Raw genomic sequence first — 19,432 nt, 5'->3', positions numbered from 1 at the left:
CTCCGGTTATTCCCGGCGGATCGCGGTTGAGCGGCGGGCGCCCACACCTCGCGCTCCGCGCGAGCCGCTCACGAGGTAGGGACGTTCACCAGCGTGGTGATCAGGCGGGTCACCAGCGGGCGCGGATCGGCCGCGCCCGGCCGGCCGGTCATCAGGAGATGGTGGGCGGTGCCGACGACGGCGAGGGCCACCGAGGGCGGGTCGACGGTCCGCGCCACGCGGCCGAGCTCCCGCTCGGCCTCCAGGTAGTCGGCAATGGCCTCCTCGATCGCGGTGAAGCCCGGCGCGCCCCTCTCCAGCGCCTCGCGGATGCCCAGCGTGGCGGCCGGGCGGGTCATGGCGAGGCCGGACAGGGCGAGGCCGCCGGAGTCGAACAGGGCGAGAGCGACGGTGTTCAGGTTCCGCTCCACCGTGCCGTGCCCGGCTATCCCGGACAGGGCCCGCGCCTTCGTCGCCGTCTTCGCGAACCGGTCCAGGCACAGCTCGGCCACGAATCCGTCGAACCCGGCGAAGTGCGCGTGCAGCAGTCCCTTGGCGCAGCCCGCTTCGGTGGTGACCGCCCGGCTGGTGAGCGCGCCGGGGCCGTCCCGCTCCACGATGCGCTCGGCCGCCGCGAAGAGCCGCTCGCGTACGTCCGGTGTCGCCACTCCGCGCGGTGCCATGGGTCCCTCATTCGTCCCGGATCGGTCGCCCCGGCTGGGCTCGACCCCGTGGATGGTAACGGGATTGCGGGGTTTGGGCGCTTGCCCATACTGTTTGGGCGCACGCCCATTATCCGTCGTCCACCCAGGAGGCACCTGTGCCGGACACCGTCAACACCGAGCAGGCTCAAGCGTGGAACGGTCCGGAAGGAGCCCACTGGGCCCGCAACCAGGACCGCTGGAACGCCGTCAACGAGGGCTTCAACGAGCCCCTCCTCGACGCCGCCGGTATCACGGCAGAGGCCCGGGTCCTCGACCTCGGTTGCGGCTCGGGCCAGACCACCCGGCTCGCCGCGCTGCGGGCCTCCCGGGGACACGCGCTGGGCCTCGACCTGTCCGGCCCGATGCTGGCCGAGGCCAGGAGCCGCGCCGAGCGGGAAGGCGTCGCGAACGTCTCCTTCGCGCAGGGCGACGCACAGGTGCACCCCTTCGACGCGGGTGCCTTCGACGCGGCGGTCAGCCGCTACGGGGTGATGTTCTTCGCCGACCCCGTGGCCGCCTTCGGCAACATCGGCCGGGCACTGCGCCCCGGCGGGCGCCTGGCCTTCGTCTGCCCGGCCGACGCGACGCTCAACGACTGGGTCACGGCGATGGCGTCACTGCGTGACGTCCTGCCGGTCGGCGACTTCGGACAGCCCGGCCTGCCCGGCATGTTCTCCCTGGCCGCCCCGGACCGCATCGGCGACGTCCTCACCGCGGCGGGCTTCGTCTCCATCGACGTCAACCAGGTCCAGGCCTACGGGACGTGGGGGCGGGACGCCGAGGACGCGGCGGACTTCCTCCTGGGCACGGGCCCCGGCCGCCACCTCATGGACCGGGCCGCCCCGACCGCGCGGGCCCGCGCCCGCGGCATCCTGACGGACCATCTGCGCACGCACGAGGCGACCGACGGCACGGTCCGGCTCCTCAGCACGTCCTGGCTGGCCACGGCGACCCGCCCGACCGCCACCGCATGACCGGGTGACCGCGCCGGACACGCGTACGGTCGGGCAGCGCAGTCCGGCGCCCGCTCATCACGGATGCGTTGGCATCCCCGGACTGACTACTCCGGTGAGGAAAGCGGCGAAGGCGGGGGCGGGAAAGGTGAGCACGGCCCGGGTGGGGGCCTTCGAGTCGCGGACGGCTATGTGGGGGTGGTCGAGGGCGACCTCCACGCAGGCGTTGCCTTCACCGCCGCCGGAGTAGGACGACTTCTTCCATGCGCCGCGCGTCATCGGGTCACAGCTCCTTCGCCAGCCGGTGAATGAACTCACGGGAACGCTCTGGCTCGAAGGCTACTTCTTCCACCCTGCGGAACAACGTGCGAAGGTGGCTCAGTTGAGCTGCTGCGTCAACAAAGACGGTGCCATGTGGTGTGTCGCGGACGACTGTGTCCAGTTGGGGGACGGGTCCGCCCGCGTACACCATCGCGCTACCCGCGCCTGCGAAGCCGTTCACGGCGAAGGGGATGACGCGTACGGTCACGTGGTCGGATTCGGAGAGGCTCAGGATGTGGGCGAGCTGAGTCCTCATTCCAGCCTCGTCGACCACCTTGATGCGCAAGGCCGCTTCATGGATGACGGCTTCGTACGGGATCGGCTGCGGGTGCTCGACAATGACCCTGCGCTTCATGCGGTGATCCACCCAGCGCTGGATCTCTTCGCCTGAGAACTGCGGGTTGACGTAGGAGAAGAGGGCGCGAGCGTACTCCGCCGTCTGCAAAAGCCCCGGCACGTGCAGAAAGTCCACGTCCCATCGAAGAGACGCGTGATGCTCCAACTCCGAGAGGTCCAGGAAGGGGTGGGGCAGTGTTCCCCGGTACTCCTCCCACCATCCGTTGGCGCGACCGGTGGCCATCGTCACCAGTGCTGCGATCAGGTCCTCGTCCGCACAGGCGTAGTGCGCGGCAAGGCGCCGCAGGCGCTCCTCGCTCACACCTGCGATGCCGGATTCGATCTGACTGATCTGAACGGAGTTCACGCCGAGGAGGCTCGCTGCCTCGGTCGCCTTGAGGCCTGCGGCTTCCCGCATCTTGCGCAGTTCGATCCCTAGGCGCTCCTGGCGTGCCGTGGGAGTGCGTCTGGGCGGCACGTCTCGTCTCCTCCGTGTTCAACGGCCGCTCGCAAGCAGCCCGTTCGAGGCAATGTTACGTGACCTCCTTGCTGCGTCATAAATATATGCCCTACTGTCGGTGACGTCAGACGCACTCAGTGCAACTGAGGGGCGCCGGAAGTGCACCGCTTTGCCCTGTCATGGCAGTGCGGCATAGACACCGGCACCGCGTCCATCCGCCCCGTCCCCGAAGGGAACCGGCATGCCTGAAAATGATGCGTGGGAGTACTCCCTCTACATCCCGAACGACCCCAGAGCCGTGACCGTCTGCCGTCGGACCCTGCGACTGATCCTGACGGTGCACGGGCTGATCCGGATGGTCGATCTCGCCGAACTGCTCGCGACGGAGCTGGTGTCCAACGCCGTGCGGCACACCAAGGGGCCGGCCGCACTACGGGTCCGCTGGTCCGGGGGCGGAGTGCTTCGGCTGGGCGCCTGGGACGCGGATCCCTCGCCGCCCCAGCCCCCGCAGCCGTTCGACCGGGCAGCCGACCGGGAGGACGGGCGGGGGCTGGCGTTGGTCCGGGCGTGTGCGGACGTGTGGGGGTGGCAGCCGCTGGCCCGCGAGGGGAACAGGGGCAAATATGTGTGGTGCGAGCTGGGTGTGGCTTGACGGGGTGGGTCAGCGGGCCACGTGGTGGCGGAGGAGGATGACGTTCCGGCCGAAGGTGCGGGACTCGACGAGTTCGAGGTTCACCCTGCGTCCGTGGTGCGGGAAGAACGGGGTGCCGCCGCCGACCAGCACCGGGTGGACCACGGCCCGGTACTCGTCGATCAGGCCGGCGTCGGAGGCCTCGGCGGCGAGGGTCGCGCCGCCGATGGAGATGTCGCCCTCGCCGGGTTCCGCCCGCCAGCGCTCGATCTCCTCCGCCAGGGTGCCGGAGGCCAGGCGGGTGTTGGTGCCCCGCACCGTCGTCAGCGTCCTGGAGAACACCACCTTCGGCAGCGCCTTCCACAGCGCGGCCCACTCCAGCTCCGCGGCGCCGAGCGACTCGTCCTGCTCGGCGGTCTCCCAGTACAGCATCGTCTCGTACAGCCGCCGCCCCAGCAGGTGGGCGCCGGTCTCGCGGAGCTCGTCCGTCCAGTACCGGAAGACCGCCTCGTCCGGGTCGCTCCAGTCGATGTCGCCGCTCGCGTCGACGATGTAGCCGTCGAGGGACACGTTCATCGAATAGGTCACTCTGCGCATCGGAAGCCCTCCTCGGTGGCCGTTGGGTTCGACGGTACGGCCGCCGGGCGGGCGCCGCAGCGGGTGTCGGAAGTGCGGCGCGCACCGCACAGCCGCCAGGGGCAGGTAGACCTGGCCGGATCGGCGATCAGGCGGCCATGTCGGCCGCGAGCCGGTCCGCGACGGTGCGGGGCTCGCGGCCGAGGAGTTCGGCCAGCAGGGGGTCGGCCTCGGCGAAGTAGCCCGCGCGGGCTGCCTGGTAGTAGGTGAGCATCAGCCGGGCCATCTGCTCCGGTACGCCGGTCGCGATGTGGTCGGCGATCCATTGGTCGTCGTCCAGGACTACGCGCTCGACGCTGCGACCGGTGAGGCCGGAGGCGGTCCTGGCGAGGTCGTCGAAGGTGACGGCGGTCGGCGCGGTGAGGTTCACCGGGCCGTCGAGGGGACGGTCACCGGCGAGGACGACCGCGGTGGCCTCGGCGATGTCGTCACGGTCGGTGTACGGGACGGGGCCGTCCTCCGGCTTGGCGATCACGCCGGTCCGCTGCCACGGGCCGAGGACCTGGTCGAGCGGGCCGTAGGCGCCGTTGCGCAGTGCGGTCCAGGCGACTCCGGAGTCGCCGAGGATCGCCTCCGTGGCGATGTGGAGGTCCGACGGCGGGTACGGGTTGCCGGGGACGGCGCCCTGCTGGCTCGTGTAGACGATCCGCCGGACGCCGGCCGCGACCGCGGCTTCGACGGCATTGCGGTGCAGGCCGACGATGTCGGCGGCCGGGTCGTTGCCGGAGACCAGAAGGACCTGCTCGGCACCGGCGAACGAGTCGCGCAGCGCGGCCGGGTCCTCGTAGGAGCCCTGCCGCACGCGCACGCCGCGGTCGGCGAGGTGCCGCGCCTTGGCGGTGTCGCGAACGCTGACGCCGATCCGGTCGGCGGGTACGCGCCTGAGGAGGTGCTCGACGGTGGCGCCGCCCAGCCCACCGGTGGCGCCGGTCACAACGATCATGGTCTTGGCCTTCCCGCGTAAGTTGACCACAGGGGTCACCTTCTCTTCTGCCGACGACCGTAGGTAAGCTGACTCGACGAGTCAAGTTGTGATGGTGAGGACAGGAAGGGACGGTGAGGGCCATGGCCGGTGCGGTGCCTTCGGAACCCCGGCTGCGGGCCGACGCGCGGCGCAATTCCGAGCAGATCCGCTCCGCCGCGATCGGCGCCTTCCAGGGGCAGGGCCTGACCGTGCCGCTGGAGGAGGTCGCCAAGGCGGCAGGGGTGAGCAAGGCCACGATCTTCAACCGGTTCGGCGGGCGGGTCGGGCTCATCGAGGCCGTCATCGAGGAGGTCGTCGCGAGTGAGCTGTTCGCCGTCGTCGACCGCACGCGGACCATCGACGACGGCGGCGAGCGGATCGCGTACTACCTCACCGCGATCCGCGACCTCCAGTACCGCCAGCCCGCCTTCAACGACGTCCTGTTGCAGACGTATCCGCACTCGGAGCAGCTCATGGAGATCTGCCGGGTCGGAAGCGGGGCCAACGAGGAGATCGTCGCAGCGGCGCGGGCCCGGGGCGCGCTGCGGCCGGAGTTCACGGCGGGCGACCTCCACGCACTCGTCCTCGACAACGCCCTCGCCCTCAAGCACGGCGAGCGGCCCGCCCGGGAGGACTACGACCGCCGCACCAGGTACCTCCTGGACGGCATCAGGCCAGCGTCTGGGTGAGTTCGCTCCGCGTCGACGTGTGGGTCAGGCGGCCGTGACACGCGGCCCGGCGGCGGTGACCGTCGTCGCCTACCCACGGGCTCCGTCACGGACGACGACTCTGCGTCGGATACGCAGGACGCCGCCCTCCACGGCGAACTCGTCCAGGCACGTGGTGCTCGCGGTGACAACGGTTGCGCCGTGCGGTGTTGTCGTGGTGATGAGAGTGCGGGACCCGGCGGCGATGGCGGTGCCGGGCCGGTTCACCAGGCCGGTCATGGTGACATGGTGCCGCTGGACGTCTCCCGATTCCGATCGCCGGGATGCCAGTGACCGGCTGTGCTCGGTGATCGCTTCGGCTCCGTGCAGCGGAGCCGGGGCGCCGCCGAGGACGAATTCGGCGTCCGTGGTGAAGGTGCCGCGGTAGGTGACGTGGTCGCCGTCGTTGAGGGCGTGTACCTGGGCCGCGTAGAACTGCTGCAGACGGATGAGTACGACGGCCTGGGTGCCGACGTCGGTGTGGGTATCGGTGTGGGTATCGGTGGCGGTGTCGCGGGGCATGGGATGGGCCTCCAGGGCGACGGTTCAGGCGGAAGTCCGCTTCGGGCGGTCGTCCCGGGTGACCCGGCGTTCCTCGACGAGCCACCGGCCTTCCCGCAGCACGAGCCGGTCCTCGCAGACGGTGCTGACGTGCACTGTCGTGGCGCCGCCCCGGATCGCTTCCACGACCAGGACGTACGAGCGGGCCTCGGCACGGTGTTCGCCCTTCGGCCGGACGTCGAGCATGGTCACCACGTGCCGATGGGTGGCGCCGCGTTCGGCGCGGGCGGCCGCACCGGCGCGGGTCGCGGCGTCGATGGCGGCGCGCCCGGCCACCGGAGCGGGGAGCCCGTTGGAGACGAAGACGGCGTCCTCGGTGAAACTGGCCGCCCACGCGGTGAAGTCACCGCCGTCCCCGGCATGCATCTGACGGACGTAGAACTGCTGGATGTCGTGGTAGAGCGCGATGTCGACGGCGGTGTCGGGGGTGTCGAAAGGGGTTTCGAAGGGGGTGGCGACGGGGGCGATGGAGTCGCTGGTCACTGGGTGTCCTCTCGGTGCGTTCGGTGGCGCCATGCTCCGGTGACGTCTCTCAAGGTCCGCTCAACCCTCGGTCAAGGTGGGCCGGGGCGGTGGACCTGGCCTCGTGGAACCTGCGTTGACCCGGCCTTGGCCCCGGCTTGAGCCGGTGGCAGCAGCGTCCGGGGTGCTGCCGCCTGCCCTGTCGGGCACGCGGACGCGGCAGCATCGTTCGGAAGGCCAGGAGGAAGACAGATGCTGGATCGGACATCCGCCGAGGGAGCCGTCGTCACCGACGCCCAGCCGGAGGGGCGAACAGCCGGACCCGCACCCGGACCCGGGCTCGGACCCGGAAGCGCGGGCCGGGTCGACGGACTGCTCGCGGCAGCGGCGGCGGCACACCCGGACCGGCCGGCGGTGATCGGGGAGACCCGGCTGACGTTCGCCGACCTCGACGCGAGGGCGTCCCGGTACGCGGAGGCGCTGCGCCCGTTGATCGCCGGCCGGGGCGCCCCCGTGGTGGTGTCCTCGGCGCCGCACCCGGAGTTCATGGCCGCCTACTACGGGGCGATCAGGGCGGGTGCCGTCGCGGTTCCGATGAACCCGCTGCTGCCGGATCCCGCCGTCGAGCGTGTCATCGAGCAGTCCGGCGCGGTCGTCGCCCTCCTCGCCCCGCAGGTCTTCACCCGGGTCGAGGCGTCGCGGCCCCGGCTGCCGCGGCTGGCCCATGTCCTTCGGCTGTGGGACGACGCCGGGGAGGGAGGAGTACTGGTGGCCGCCGGACCGGGGCCCACGAGCACCGCACGGGCCGGCGGCCCCGCGTCCGTCACCCCCGTGGCGGACGGGTCGGACCCGGCCGTCGTGATGTTCACCAGCGGTACGACCGGACCGTCCAAGGGAGTGGCGGTCTCCCACCATGCCGTCCGCACCAACGCCGCCCAGTTCGGGGACGCGCACGGGATCGACGACCGGTCGGTCGTGATGTGTCACCTGCCGATCGTGTCGCCCATGCACATGAACGCCGCCGTGCGGGCGGGCGCCTGCCAGTTGCTGTGCCCGGACCCGGACATCCGGTCGTCGGTGCGCATGGCCAACGCACATCGTGCCACCCACTACTACAGCCTCCCGGTCCGCCTGGCGCGGCTGGCGAGCGCGCCGGAGCTAGGCGGTCTGGCCTTCGACACGGTACGGATGATCGCCGCGGGCAATCAGACGATCGCGGCGCACATCATCAAGGGCCTGTCGGAGCGGTTCGGGGTACCGGTCTTCCAGGGGTACGGCCTCACGGAGTCCACCCATCTCGCCCACACCGACGGCCCGGTGGAGCCCCGTCCCGGATCCGCGGGGCCGCCGGTGGCGGGCAGCCGGTCCCGCATCGTCGACACGGTGACCGGACGGGTCCGCGGGCCCGGAGAGGTCGGCGAACTCCAGATCAACGGGCCTCAGTTGATGACGGGCTACGTCAACCGGCCCGAGCTGAGCCCGTTCGACGACGAGGGGTGGTTCGCCACCGGTGACGTCGCCCGGCTGGACGAGGACGGCTACCTCTACGTCCTGGACCGGCTGGCCGACGTGTTCCGGCACGACGGCCTCCTGGTGTCGCCGTCGCGTCTGGAGCGGGCCCTGGAGGCGCATCCCGACGTGGTCGAGGCGGGGGTGGCGGACCAGCCGGACGGAAGCCGCGGGCGGACGCCGGTCGCCTTCGTCGTCCCCAAGGACGCGCGGTCCGACTCCGGTCCGATGCAGTGCGGTGCGCTGCTGGCCGCCGTCAACTCCTCGCTGGAAGCGCACGAGCGGATCCGGCACGCCGTGGTGACGGATGCCGTGCGACGGTCCGCGACCAACGGCAAAGTGGACCGCAAGGCCCTGCGCGAGGAGTTGGCGCGACGGCCGGCACCGGAAGTTCTCGATGAGGGGTGACCGCTCGAACCGCACGTGCGCGCCGGACGTCTGTGACAAGGAGTACTGACCGATGACGGATTCCGCCACCACCGGGCCGGCGGACGCCGGGCTCTGGCGAGTCGACGGCCGCTGCATCGACTGCGACGTCGCCCGCCAGCTGGCTCCCGGGAACACCGCGCAGCGCGACGGCACGACCGTCGTCACCCGCCAGCCCCGGACCGCCGACGAGGAGGCCGGCCTCTGGCGGGCGGCCCTGGCCTGTCCGGTCGCGGCCGTGCGTCCACCGCGGGAGGCGACGGCGCCGACGGGGCTGCTCCCCTCGCGGATCGAGGACGAGGTGTACCTGTGCGGATACAACTCGAAGGAGACGTTCGGCGCCAACGCGTACTTCGTCCGCCGGCCGGAGGGGAACCTGCTGATCGACGCGCCCCGCTTCAGCCGAGCGGTCGCCGCGCGGTACGAGGAGCTGGGAGGCGTCTCCCGGATCCTGGTGACGCACCGCGACCACGTCCCTCATGTCGCCCGCTACGCACAGCACTTCGGGGCGCCGGTGTGGATCCACGAAGGCGACTCGGCCTCGGCGCCCTTCGCCACGGAGATCCTTCGCGGCAGCGCGCCCGAGACGGTTCAGCGCGGTGTGGTGGCACTGCCGGTGACCGGCCACACCCCGGGCAGCACGGTCTATCTCGTGGACGACCGGTTCTGCTTCACCGGCGACACCCTCTACTGGTCCCGCGACCAGGAGGACCTGGAGGTGTTCGAGACGGTGGTGTGGCACTCCAGGCAGGAGCTGCTGGAGTCGGTCCGCCGCATGGCCGCGCAGGCCCGCTTCGAGTGGGTGCTGCCCGGCCACGGCGATCGGCGGCGGCTGCCCGCCGACGAGATGACGACGCGGCTACTGGCGCTTGCGCAGCGGATGCGGGGCCGGCCTGCCCTTCCTCTCGACATCGGCGCCGTCCGCTGGTGATCCGGCCGGCACCGGCCGGTCCGCGGCCGGAGCCTCGGCGTTGAGCAGCGCCGAACTCGGGGTGCTGGGGGTGGACGGTCCCACGCCCTCGTAGTGAGAGATCACTTTGCCGAGGATCCGGACCAGATCGTCCATGTCCTGTTCGTCGAGGAGGCCGGAGAAGCACTCGTCCACGTTGGCGATCTGCAGCGGAAGGGCCTTCCTGATCGCTTCCTCACCGCTCGGCGTGATCACGGCGTAGACCGCTCTGCGGTCCTGCTCCGTCGTCTCCCTGCGTACCAGTCCCGCTCGCTCCATGCGGTCGACGAGCTTGCTCACGCTCGCCTTGGAGACCACCAGCAACTGGGACAGCTCCAGCATGCGGCGTCGGCCGTCGGCCGCGGTGAGGAGCAGCGTCAGCACTTCGAACCAGGCCAGGGACATCTCCAGGTCGCGCGTGAGGCGACGGTCGAGGACCTTGGCGACGGAGCCGTAGGTGTGGACCAGCGAGAGCCAGGCCTGGAAACCGGGGCGCAGCACCTCCGGCGGGACCGCTCCCGAGGGGGAGCCTTCTACGGTTGACATGCTAACCATCCTCCATCTAGTGTCGCCCCCGGAAGGTTTCCTAGCTAACTGTTTCACGCGGGAGCCTTCCGTGTCACGGGCGCTCGCAAGATTCGTACATCGGTGAACAGAGCTGCCGCTCCCCGGAGCCGGAAGCCGGCCGCCGCCCGTTCTCAGCCGCCCCTCTTTAAGGAGTCGGACAGTCATGGCCAAATCAACGGCCACAGCAGCACATCCGGACACCATTGGACGCGCGGGCCCCACCATGGCCATCACGTCGATCGCCGCGTTCATGGTCTCCTTGGACCAACTGGTGGTCACCACCGCCCTGCCCAAGATCCGGGAGGACCTGCACACGGACGTCCAGGGTCTCGAGTGGGTGGTGAACGCCTACACGCTGACCTTCGCCGTACTGCTGCTCACGGCCGCCGCGGTGGCGGACCGCTTCGGACGACGCCGGCTGTTCGGTATCGGCCTCGCGCTGTTCACCGCGGCGTCGGCGGTGGCCGCCATGTCGTCGGGGATCGGGGTCCTGGTGGCGGCCCGTGCCATCCAGGGGCTGGGGGCGGCCATCGTGCTCCCGCTGACCTTGACGTTACTGTCCGCGGCACACCCGCCGGAGAAGCGTGGCGCCGCTCTGGGCGTGTGGGGCGCCGTGGCGGGCCTCGCCGTCGCCTGCGGGCCCGTCGTCGGTGGATTCATCACCGAGTCCGCGTCCTGGCAGTGGATCTTCTGGATCAACGTGCCGATCGGTGTGGCCATGCTGGCCTTCGTGGGCAGGGGACTCGCCGAGAGCCGGGGTCCCAACTCCCGTCTGGACCTGCCGGGAACGGCTCTGGGCAGCCTGGGGCTGCTGGGCGTGGTCTTCGCCATCGAGCGCGGTCAGAGCGCCGGCTGGTCCTCCGCGCAGACCTGGGCCAGCGGCCTGGGCGGGCTGGTGCTGCTGGCCGGCTTCCTCGCCTGGGAACGGCGCGCGCCCGCTCCCATGCTGCCCATGCGGCTGTTCCGCAGCCGGACCTTCTCCGTAGTCAACGGCCTCTCGCTGTTCATGTTCTTCGGGATGTTCGGCTCGATCTTCCTGGTCACGCAGTACCTGCAGACGGTCCAGGGCAGTTCCCCCCTGGGCGCCGGGCTCAAGATGCTGACCTGGACCGGCATGGTGCTCTTCGCCGCACCACTGGGTGGCGGACTCTCGGACCGCATCGGCGGCCGGCCGATTCTGGTGGCCGGACTCGGCCTCCAGGCCGTCGGCCTGCTGTGGCTGGCGGTGGTGGCCGACTCCACCACGTCCTACGGCGCCCTGGTGCCCGCGTTCGTCTGCAACGGCATCGGCATGGGGCTGTACTTCGGCCCGACCGGAAACATCGTGATGGGGTCCGTCGCCCGCTCGGAGGAGGGCATCGCCTCCGGCACCAACAACGCCATCCGCGAGCTGGGCGGTGTGCTCGGCGTCGCGGTTCTGGCGTCCGTCTTCACGGCACACGGCGGGTACGACACCCCGGAGCACTTCGCGGACGGACTGCACTACGCACTCTGGCTGGGCTTCCCCCTGGTCGCCCTCGGAGCGGTCACCGCGGCGTTCCTGCCGGGCCGGCGGGCGGCGGCCGGGTCCGGCGACGAAACCGTTCCGGTTCCCGAACACGCCGCGGTCTGACCCCCGCCGGCCGGTGCGGCGTGCCGCCCGGAACACGCCGCACGCCGGACAGGCGGCCAGCCTGTCCGGCGTGCGGCGGGGAAACGGAGTGGCGGATCCGACGGCAGGCTTCAGTCGGCGGCCAGCTTCAGAGGTGCCGCCCCGCGGCGAAACAGGTTCGAGTCACCGTCGGCGTCTCCGGAGAGGATCGCGTGATGAATGGCCTTCGTTCTGCCGGACGGATCCATTCCGAGTTCGGCCCTGAGATTTTGTCGAAGCTTTTGAAAAGTTTCCAGAGATTTTCTGGGCCGGCCCGCGCGATACAGGGAAACCATGAGCAGGGAGTGCATGTTTTCATGGAGTGGGTGCTGAATACAGAGCCCGGAAAGCTCACCGACCAGTTCCTGGTGCAGGCCCATCTGGAGATCGGCCTCTATCCGCTGTTCGACGGCGGACATGCGGCGCTCGTCCAGGGAGGTGCGGTGGGCGAGCAGCTGGGTGCCGACCGGCACGTCGGCCAGGGCGGGACCCCGCCACATGCTCAGGCCCCGGCGCAGGAGCAGCGACGCCCTGCCGTAGTCGCCCTCGACGAGCGCCTGCTGCCCCTGTGCGGCGTACCGGGTGAAGACGAGGGCGTCATGGGCGCCCTGGCCCGGCTGCAGCCGATAGCCCCACCCCGTGTACTGCAGGACCTTGTCGGCCGCTTCGTCCGTGGTGATCCGTAAGCTCTCGGCGATGGACCGCCGCAGGGTCACGATGTAGGTCTGCACGGCGGTCACCGCCGAACGGGGCGGGCTGCTCTCCCACAGCTCGTCCACGAGCAGATCCATGGCAATCGCCTGGCCCGCACGGACCGCGAGCATCGCCAGCAGCTGCCTCGGCTTCGGTGCGCTGGGCGCCGCTTCCCGGTCCCCCGAGTGAACGGTGAGCGGTCCCAGAATACCGATTTCCATACTCTCCCCCCAGAGATGAGTAGTCAGAACGCACCGCTCCCTTGTTGTTGTGAAGGGTGCGGAGATGATGTGAATCGCCGAAGTGGTCACTCGTGATCAGATCATGGGTCGAGTCTACAGTTAACGCGTCAACCGTCAATCTTTATCGGAGGGTTTTGGTCCGCAGTGACCTAGCTCACGGGGTCATTTCATGCCCGAGGAGTGGAGGATTGTAATGATCGTTCTTGTGAATGTGTTCGAAATTAACGACTCGGAGGAGAATTTTGAACGCGCCTTTTGCGCGGTCTCCGAGGTCATGAGACGGCAGGGCGGGTTCGGCCGCCACAGGCTGGTCCGGTCCGAGAGCACGCCGACGACCTACATCAACGTCGCCGAGTGGACCGACGAGCGGTCCCTGCGGGCCGCGCTCGCCCACCCGGAGGTCTCGCGGCGCGTTCGCACCCTGATGCGGTCGGCGACGGCCGTACCGCAGATCTGCCGCCCCGTCCTCGACGCTTCACGACAGGAGGCCTGACATGCCCGACGTTCGAGACGCCCCCGCCACACCCGTGTACGCGTTACGGGAGATCGAGGAATCCGTCTACGCCTATCTGCAGCCGGACGGCGGCTGGTGCCTGAACAACGCCGGACTGGTCCTGGGGAGTTCCGGGCCCCTGCTCATCGACACCGCCGCCACCGAGAAGCGGGCCGCGCTGCTGCGGGACACCGTCCGCGCTCTCGATTCCCGGCCCGTCGACATCCTCGTCAACACGCACTCCCACGGCGACCACACCTTCGGCAACCACCTCTTCCCGGACGCGACGGTGGTGGCCCAGGAAAAGGCGGCGGCGGAGATGGCCGAGTACGGAACGGCGCTGCGAGGGCTGTGGCCCGAGGTCACGTGGGGACACGTCGAAGCCGGTGTGCCCGATGTCGTCTTCAAGGACCACCTGGTCGTCCCCGGTACCGGCCGCCGCGTCGAACTGCTGCACCTGGGGCCCGGCCACACGGCGGGGGACGCGGTCGTATGGCTGCCCGACCAGCGGGTGCTGTTCGCAGGGGACCTCGTCTTCTCCGGCGCCACTCCCTTCGTCCTGATGGGATCGATCGAGGGCAGCCTGCGGGTGCTCGACCAGCTGCGGGCCCTGGAACCGCTGCACGTCGTGCCGGGACACGGGCCGGTCGGCGGGCCGGAACTGCTGGACCTGAACGCCGGCTACGTCCGCTGGGTGCGGGACCTCGCCCGGCAGGGCCTGGCGGACGGGGCCGAGCCGTTGGCGGTCGCGAGGTCGGTGGGCCTCGGACCGTACGGTCACCTGCTCGACGGCGAACGGATCGTGGGCAACCTGACCCGCGCCTACGCCGAGGAACGGGGAACACCGCCCGCTGCTCCGCTCGACGTGACGGCCGCCTTCGGCGAGATGATCGAATTCCACGGCTCCCGTCCGACCTGCTCCGCATGAGCGCCGCACCGAGCGACGCGACGCGCCCGGACGAGGAGAGGAGGAACGAGGCCATGACGCCGTCCTCGCCCCCGGCCGGCGCGCGCCGCCCGCGCGGCCGCCGGCGCGAGGCCGACCGCAACGACGAACGCGTGCTCATGGCGGCCCACCAGGCGTTCGCGGAGCTCGGCTGGAACGCCTCGGTGACCGAGATCGCCCGGCGGGCGGGGTTGGGGATGGGGAGTCTCTACCGCAGATACCGGGGAAAGGAGGAGCTGGCCCAGCATCTGCGCATCGTGGGAATGGAGCACCTCACGAAGGTCGCGCAGGCCGCCGCGCTGGAGCAGCCGAACGGCTGGAGCGCCCTGGTCCGCTTCATGAACGACGCCGTCTCGTCCAGCGCCGGTACGCTGCTCCCGCTCATCGGCGGCGTGCTGCCGGCCACCCACGGGGTCGAAGCGGCCACCACCCGGCTGCACGACGCCGTGGAGCCGATCGTGGCACGGGCCAGGGACGAGGGGTCCCTCAGAGCCGACATCGGCTCGGCCGACCTGGTGCTGCTCCTGGTCCACCTGAAGGCGAAACTGCCCGCCCCGCCCGACCGGGCCCGGCAACTCAGGTTCCGCTACCTCCAGATGGCTCTCCACGGAATGCGGTCCGGACCGGACCCGGAACCGGCGGGGCCCGTCTTCCCCGCCCCGGACTGGAGGGAACTGCGAGCCCTGTGGCACGCGTTGCCGGAGCCGTGCCGCCCCACCGAGCCCGGAGGACGACCATGACCCAGCTCGCCGCAACACGCGGACCGGGCGCGGGCCTTGTGCTCCTGCAGACCCTGGCGGTCCTCTACACCACCGGATTCGTCTGGACGCTGCAGCTGATGGACTACCCGATGGTGGCCCGGATGCGGGACGGCGCGTCCGAGTCGTACATGGCCGCTCACAACAACATGTTCTGGAAGGTGCTCGCTCCCGGACTGCTGGTGGCCGGGGTGACCTCGGTGCTGCTCGCGCTGGTCGGGCCACCCACCGTCCCCCTGTGGGCGGCTCTCGTCATGATCGGCCTGCTGATCACGATCATGGTGCTCTCCGGCGCCGTGGCCACCCCCGACCGCGACTCCCTCGCGGCGCACTTCTCCACACCCGTACACGCCCACCTCCTGCGCGTGAGCTGGGTGCGCACCACCCTGTTCACCGTCTGGAGCGGACTGGACGCGTGGCTGATCTGGCGGCTCATGCGCTGAACCCGAACCACGGGCGCAAGCCCCGCCGCACCCGGGCGGCGCGGACCTCACGGTCCGCGCCGCCTCTTCGTGCCGTCCGGACGGGGAACGGGGCGGACGCATACCGCTCAAGAACGGCAACAGAACCGTTCAAGCGCGGATCGGACCAGATCACAGGGGCACTCCGACAGCCACGGGGACCTCCTTGGCCCGTCCTTGATCGGCCCTTGAGGGGCCGACCGGAGGTTCGTTGCAGCCGATCCGATGTCACTGCGGACGGCCCCTCCACGACGTTCCCCGCTCGTATCCGGCAGCCGAATGCCGTGCCGTGTCATGCCGGGGAACCCCTCCACGAAAGGCAGCTGATATGTCTGCGACGGACCCGGCACGGGACGCCCGCCGCGCAACACAGCCGGGACGAGGCGCCCACGTACCCCGCCGGGTGGTCATCACCGGCCTGGACGTGCTGGCGCCCGGCGGCGTCGGCGTCAAGAACTTCTGGTCCCTGCTGAGCGAGGGCCGTACGGCGACCAGGAGGATCACCTTCTTCGACCCCGGGCAGTTCCGGTCGCGGGTGGCCGCCGAGATCGACTTCGATCCGTACGAGCACGGTCTGACCCCGCACGAGGTGCGGCGGATGGACCGGGCGGCGCAGTTCGCCGTGGTCGCCGCGCGTGGTGCGGTCGCCGACAGCGGCCTCGAGGTGGAGACGCTCGACCCCTACCGGATCGGCGTGACCATCGGCAGCGCGGTGGGTGCCACCATGAGCCTGGACCAGGACTACCGCGCGGTCAGCGACGGCGGCCGGCTCGACCTGGTCGACCACCGGTACGCGGATCCGTTCTTCTACGGCTGCTTCGTACCGAGCTCCTTCGCGGCCGAGGTGGCCCGGACCGTGGGCGCCCAGGGCCCGAGCAGCGTCGTGTCGGCGGGATGCACGTCGGGGCTCGACTCGGTCGGCAGCGCCGTCGAGCTGATCCGGGAGGGGTCGGCGGACGTCATGGTGGCCGGCGCCACCGACGCGCCGATCTCGCCGATCACGATGGCGTGCTTCGACGCGATCAAGGCGACCACACCGCGCTGCGACGAGCCCGAGCACGCCTCCCGCCCGTTCGACGGCACCCGCAACGGGTTCGTGCTCGGCGAGGGCGCGGCGGTGTTCGTCCTAGAGGAGCGGGAGAGCGCCCTGAGCCGCGGCGCCCGCGTCTACGCGGAGATCGCGGGGTACGCCACGCGCAGCAACGCCTACCACATGACGGGGCTGCGCCCCGACGGAGCGGAGATGGCGGAAGCGATCACCGTGGCTCTCGACGAGGCCCGGATGAATCCCACCGAGATCGACTACATCAACGCGCACGGCTCGGGAACGAAGCAGAACGACCGGCACGAGACGGCCGCGTTCAAGCGGAGCCTGGGCGACCACGCCTACCGCACCCCGGTGAGCTCCATCAAGTCGATGGTCGGGCACTCGCTCGGGGCGATCGGCTCCATCGAGATCGCGGCGTCGGTACTCGCGGTCCAGCACAACGTCGTGCCGCCGACGGCGAACCTGCACACCCCCGACCCCGAATGCGACCTGGACTACGTGCCCTTGACCGCGCGCGACCAGCTGGTCGACGCCGTCCTCACGGTCGGCAGCGGCTTCGGCGGCTTCCAGAGCGCGATGGTGCTGGCCCAACCGGAGAGGAACGCGGCATGACGGTCTCGGCAGTGGTGACGGGGCTGGGCGTGACCGCCCCCAACGGGCTCGGAGCCCGCGACTTCTGGGCGGCGACACTGGCCGGCAAGAGCGGCATCGGCCGGCTCACCCACTTCGACGTATCCGGCTATCCGGCCAAGCTCGCCGGGGAGATCGCCGGATTCGAGGCGGCGGAGCACCTGCCGAGCCGGCTGCTGCCGCAGACCGACCGGGGCACCCGGCTCTCGCTGGTCGCCGCCGACTGGGCCCTCGGGGACGCCGGGGTGAACCCCGCCGAACTCGCGGAGTTCGACATGGGTGTGATCACCGCGAGTTCGGCGGGCGGATTCGAGTTCAGCCAGAACGAGCTGAAGAACCTGTGGAGCAGGGGCGGCCAGTACGTCAGCGCATATCAGTCGTTCGCCTGGTTCTACGCGGTCAACACCGGACAGATCTCCATCCGCAACGGGATGAAGGGCCCCAGCGGCGTCGTGGTGACCGACCAGGCAGGCGGTCTGGACGCGGTGGCCCAGGCCCGGCGGCACATCCGCAAGGGCACCTCGCTCGTCGTGGCCGGCGCGGTGGACGCGCTGCTGTGCTCCTGGGGGTGGGTCGGGCTGCACACCAGCGGTCGACTCAGCACCGAGGAGGAGCCCACCCACGCCTATCTGCCCTTCGACGACCGGGCCGCCGGTCATGTGGCGGGCGAGGGCGGTGCGCTGCTCGTCATGGAGTCCGCCGAGTCCGCGCGCGCCCGCGGCGCCCGGGTGTACGGAGAGATCGCCGGATACGCGGCCACCTTCGACGGGCGGGAGTCCGGCCTGCGCAAGGCCCTGGAACTCGCCCTCGACGACGCACGGGTGCACCCGTCGGACGTGGACGTGGTCTTCGCGGACGCCGCCGCTGATCCCGAGCTGGACCGCGTCGAGGCCGAGGCCCTCGTCGAGGTCTTCGGTCCGAACGGGGTCCCGGTGACCGCGCCCAAGACGATGACCGGCCGCCTGTACGCCGGTGCCGCCTCCCTGGACCTCGCCGCGGCGTTCCTCGCGCTGGCGGACGGGGTGATCCCGCCGACCGCCCACATCGAGCCCGCGAGCCGATACGGCCTCGACCTGGTCACCTCCCAGCCACGCGCCGCCGAACTGCGTACGGCGCTGGTCGTCGCACGCGGTCACGAGGGCTTCAACTCGGCCATGGTCGTGCGCTCCTGACCGCCGGGCGGCCCCCGCACCCCATCGACGCGCACCGACCCGCACACCGATTCACCCCAGAAGAAAGGCAGTTCATGTCGCACGGAGTTTTCACCATCGACGACCTCAAGCGGATTCTCCTGGAGGGGTCCGGCGCCCCCGAGGGCATCGACCTGGACGGGAGCATCCTGGACACCGAGTTCAGCGACCTCGGCTACGACTCGCTCGCGCTGCTGGAGACGGCCAGCCGGATCGAACGCGAGTACGGCATCGAGCTGGACGAGTCCGTGGTGGGCGACGCCACCACCCCCGCCGCCCTTCTCGACGCCGTCACCGCACATCTGGTCGCGCCCGCCGCCTGACCCACGAACGACGACACGAAGGGACTTCAGGACATGACACAGCACGAGCAGCAGCGGGTCGTCCTGGTGACCGGAGCGACCAGCGGCATCGGTCTCGCGGTCGCCCGGCTGCTGGCCGGCCGGGGGCATCGGGTGTTCATCGGCTCGCGCACCGAGGACAAGGTCCTCGCGACGGTCAAGCAGCTCCAGGAGGAGCAGTTCGACGTCGACGGTGTGGTTCTCGACGTACGGTCCGCCGACTCCGTACACGGCTACGTCCGGGCAGCCGTCGACCAGTTCGGCACGGTCGACGTGCTCGTCAACAACGCCGGGATCAGCGGAGGCGGGGTCACCGCCGACGTCCCCGACGAGGTGTGGGACGACGTCGTCGACACCAACCTCAACAGTGTGTTCCGCCTGACCAGGGAGGTCCTCACCGCGGGCGGACTGCGGCACAAGGACTGGGGCCGCATCGTCAACATCGCCTCCACCGCCGGCAAGCAGGGCGTCGTGCTCGGCGCCCCCTACTCCGCGTCCAAGCACGGCGTCGTCGGCTTCACCAAGGCACTCGGCAACGAACTGGCGCCGACCGGAATCACGGTCAACGCCGTCTGCCCCGGCTACGTAGAGACGCCGATGGCCGAACGCGTCCGGCACAACTACTCCCGCCTCTCCGGTGCCTCCGAGGCGGCGATCCTGGAGAAGTTCCAGGCCAAGATCCCCCTGGGCCGGTACTCGACTCCCGAGGAAGTCGCCGGCCTGGTCGGCTACCTGGTCTCCGACACGGCGGCGTCCATCACCTCCCAGGCGCTGAACGTCTGCGGCGGCCTCGGCAACTTCTGACCCCGCCGCCCGCACCCGACCGACCCACGAG

The 19,432-nt window shown here is 70.6% G+C and carries 23 protein-coding genes; 14 read left to right on the top strand and 9 right to left on the bottom strand.

What is annotated here, in order from left to right; genetic code table 11:
• Positions 1-68: 68 nt before the first annotated feature.
• Positions 69-662 carry a TetR/AcrR family transcriptional regulator gene (locus C4J65_RS11230; protein ID WP_162833138.1) on the bottom strand — a complete coding sequence of 198 codons (594 nt, stop codon included), beginning with the start codon at positions 660-662 and terminating at the stop codon, positions 69-71.
• A 137-nt stretch (positions 663-799) separates the two neighbouring features.
• Here C4J65_RS11230 and C4J65_RS11225 point away from each other — a divergent pair, with 137 nt between their 5' ends.
• Complete coding sequence (locus C4J65_RS11225; protein WP_115742296.1) at positions 800-1,657, top strand: class I SAM-dependent methyltransferase; 858 nt, start codon at positions 800-802, stop codon at positions 1,655-1,657.
• Positions 1,658-1,714: 57 nt separating this feature from the next.
• On the opposite strand, the gene C4J65_RS11220 is transcribed toward C4J65_RS11225, so the two are convergent.
• Together C4J65_RS11220 and C4J65_RS11215 are read right to left on the bottom strand one after the other, a co-directional pair.
• Entirely contained in the window at positions 1,715-1,915 is a 201-nt protein-coding gene (locus C4J65_RS11220; RefSeq protein WP_115742295.1) for a DUF397 domain-containing protein, read from the bottom strand.
• Positions 1,916-1,919: 4 nt separating this feature from the next.
• On the bottom strand, positions 1,920-2,771 hold the full coding sequence (locus C4J65_RS11215; protein WP_115742294.1) for a helix-turn-helix transcriptional regulator: 852 nt from the start codon (positions 2,769-2,771) through the stop codon (positions 1,920-1,922).
• A gap of 223 nt (positions 2,772-2,994) precedes the next feature.
• On the opposite strand from C4J65_RS11215, the gene C4J65_RS11210 reads away from it, so the two are divergent.
• Positions 2,995-3,405: an ATP-binding protein gene (locus tag C4J65_RS11210; protein ID WP_115742293.1), complete on the top strand. Its 411-nt coding sequence runs from the start codon at positions 2,995-2,997 to the stop codon at positions 3,403-3,405.
• A 9-nt stretch (positions 3,406-3,414) separates the two neighbouring features.
• On the opposite strand, the gene C4J65_RS11205 is transcribed toward C4J65_RS11210, so the two are convergent.
• Complete coding sequence (locus C4J65_RS11205) at positions 3,415-3,981, bottom strand: dihydrofolate reductase family protein (protein WP_115742292.1); 567 nt, start codon at positions 3,979-3,981, stop codon at positions 3,415-3,417.
• A 127-nt stretch (positions 3,982-4,108) separates the two neighbouring features.
• Positions 4,109-4,963, bottom strand: coding sequence for an NAD(P)H-binding protein (locus C4J65_RS11200; RefSeq protein ID WP_115746392.1), 855 nt, complete (start codon positions 4,961-4,963; stop codon positions 4,109-4,111).
• Positions 4,964-5,085: 122 nt separating this feature from the next.
• On the opposite strand from C4J65_RS11200, the gene C4J65_RS11195 reads away from it, so the two are divergent.
• Positions 5,086-5,673 carry a TetR/AcrR family transcriptional regulator gene (locus C4J65_RS11195; protein WP_115742291.1) on the top strand — a complete coding sequence of 196 codons (588 nt, stop codon included), beginning with the start codon at positions 5,086-5,088 and terminating at the stop codon, positions 5,671-5,673.
• A 69-nt stretch (positions 5,674-5,742) separates the two neighbouring features.
• On the opposite strand, the gene C4J65_RS11190 is transcribed toward C4J65_RS11195, so the two are convergent.
• The gene (locus tag C4J65_RS11190) at positions 5,743-6,213 is read right to left on the bottom strand and encodes a nuclear transport factor 2 family protein (protein WP_115742290.1); all 471 of its coding nucleotides are present in this window, start codon (positions 6,211-6,213) and stop codon (positions 5,743-5,745) included.
• A 24-nt stretch (positions 6,214-6,237) separates the two neighbouring features.
• Positions 6,238-6,735: a nuclear transport factor 2 family protein gene (locus tag C4J65_RS11185; protein ID WP_162833137.1), complete on the bottom strand. Its 498-nt coding sequence runs from the start codon at positions 6,733-6,735 to the stop codon at positions 6,238-6,240.
• A gap of 231 nt (positions 6,736-6,966) precedes the next feature.
• Between C4J65_RS11185 and C4J65_RS11180 the strand changes: the two genes are divergently transcribed.
• Both C4J65_RS11180 and C4J65_RS11175 read left to right on the top strand, forming a co-directional pair.
• Positions 6,967-8,631 (top strand): class I adenylate-forming enzyme family protein, encoded by a 1,665-nt coding sequence (locus C4J65_RS11180; RefSeq protein ID WP_115742288.1) that lies wholly within the window; start codon positions 6,967-6,969, stop codon positions 8,629-8,631.
• A gap of 52 nt (positions 8,632-8,683) precedes the next feature.
• The gene (locus C4J65_RS11175; RefSeq protein WP_115742287.1) at positions 8,684-9,580 is read left to right on the top strand and encodes an MBL fold metallo-hydrolase; all 897 of its coding nucleotides are present in this window, start codon (positions 8,684-8,686) and stop codon (positions 9,578-9,580) included.
• Here C4J65_RS11175 and C4J65_RS11170 read toward each other — a convergent pair.
• Positions 9,509-10,144 carry a MarR family winged helix-turn-helix transcriptional regulator gene (locus C4J65_RS11170; protein ID WP_162833136.1) on the bottom strand — a complete coding sequence of 212 codons (636 nt, stop codon included), beginning with the start codon at positions 10,142-10,144 and terminating at the stop codon, positions 9,509-9,511. The genes C4J65_RS11175 and C4J65_RS11170 overlap by 72 nt on opposite strands.
• Positions 10,145-10,328: 184 nt before the next feature.
• On the opposite strand from C4J65_RS11170, the gene C4J65_RS11165 reads away from it, so the two are divergent.
• Entirely contained in the window at positions 10,329-11,777 is a 1,449-nt protein-coding gene (locus C4J65_RS11165) for an MFS transporter (RefSeq protein ID WP_240330404.1), read from the top strand.
• A 110-nt stretch (positions 11,778-11,887) separates the two neighbouring features.
• On the opposite strand, the gene C4J65_RS11160 is transcribed toward C4J65_RS11165, so the two are convergent.
• Positions 11,888-12,709, bottom strand: coding sequence for an AfsR/SARP family transcriptional regulator (locus tag C4J65_RS11160; RefSeq protein WP_115742284.1), 822 nt, complete (start codon positions 12,707-12,709; stop codon positions 11,888-11,890).
• Between the two features lie 190 nt (positions 12,710-12,899).
• Between C4J65_RS11160 and C4J65_RS11155 the strand changes: the two genes are divergently transcribed.
• From C4J65_RS11155 to fabG, 8 genes are all read left to right on the top strand, one after another.
• The gene (locus tag C4J65_RS11155; protein ID WP_115742283.1) at positions 12,900-13,223 is read left to right on the top strand and encodes an antibiotic biosynthesis monooxygenase family protein; all 324 of its coding nucleotides are present in this window, start codon (positions 12,900-12,902) and stop codon (positions 13,221-13,223) included.
• Between the two features lies 1 nt (position 13,224).
• The gene (locus C4J65_RS11150) at positions 13,225-14,151 is read left to right on the top strand and encodes an MBL fold metallo-hydrolase (RefSeq protein WP_115742282.1); all 927 of its coding nucleotides are present in this window, start codon (positions 13,225-13,227) and stop codon (positions 14,149-14,151) included.
• Positions 14,148-14,909, top strand: coding sequence for a TetR/AcrR family transcriptional regulator (locus C4J65_RS11145; RefSeq protein WP_240330403.1), 762 nt, complete (start codon positions 14,148-14,150; stop codon positions 14,907-14,909). The genes C4J65_RS11150 and C4J65_RS11145 overlap by 4 nt, the downstream gene beginning before the upstream one ends.
• Entirely contained in the window at positions 14,906-15,370 is a 465-nt protein-coding gene (locus tag C4J65_RS11140; protein ID WP_115742280.1) for a hypothetical protein, read from the top strand. The genes C4J65_RS11145 and C4J65_RS11140 overlap by 4 nt, the downstream gene beginning before the upstream one ends.
• 421 nt (positions 15,371-15,791) lie before the next feature.
• Positions 15,792-17,048 (top strand): beta-ketoacyl-[acyl-carrier-protein] synthase family protein, encoded by a 1,257-nt coding sequence (locus C4J65_RS11135; RefSeq protein ID WP_115742279.1) that lies wholly within the window; start codon positions 15,792-15,794, stop codon positions 17,046-17,048.
• Positions 17,045-18,238, top strand: a complete 1,194-nt coding sequence (locus tag C4J65_RS11130) for a ketosynthase chain-length factor (protein ID WP_115742278.1) — start codon at positions 17,045-17,047, stop codon at positions 18,236-18,238. The genes C4J65_RS11135 and C4J65_RS11130 overlap by 4 nt, the downstream gene beginning before the upstream one ends.
• Before the next feature lie 74 nt (positions 18,239-18,312).
• Entirely contained in the window at positions 18,313-18,579 is a 267-nt protein-coding gene (locus tag C4J65_RS11125; RefSeq protein ID WP_115742277.1) for an acyl carrier protein, read from the top strand.
• Between the two features lie 33 nt (positions 18,580-18,612).
• The gene (fabG, locus tag C4J65_RS11120) at positions 18,613-19,401 is read left to right on the top strand and encodes a 3-oxoacyl-ACP reductase FabG (protein WP_115742276.1); all 789 of its coding nucleotides are present in this window, start codon (positions 18,613-18,615) and stop codon (positions 19,399-19,401) included.
• The last annotated feature ends 31 nt before the right edge of the window (positions 19,402-19,432 follow it).

Origin of the sequence: Streptomyces sp. CB09001, from assembly GCF_003369795.1 — a bacterium.
Lineage (GTDB): Bacteria > Actinomycetota > Actinomycetes > Streptomycetales > Streptomycetaceae > Streptomyces.
The sequence above is the reverse complement of the archived record's forward strand: the minus strand, read 5'-3'. Positions and strand labels throughout refer to the sequence as shown.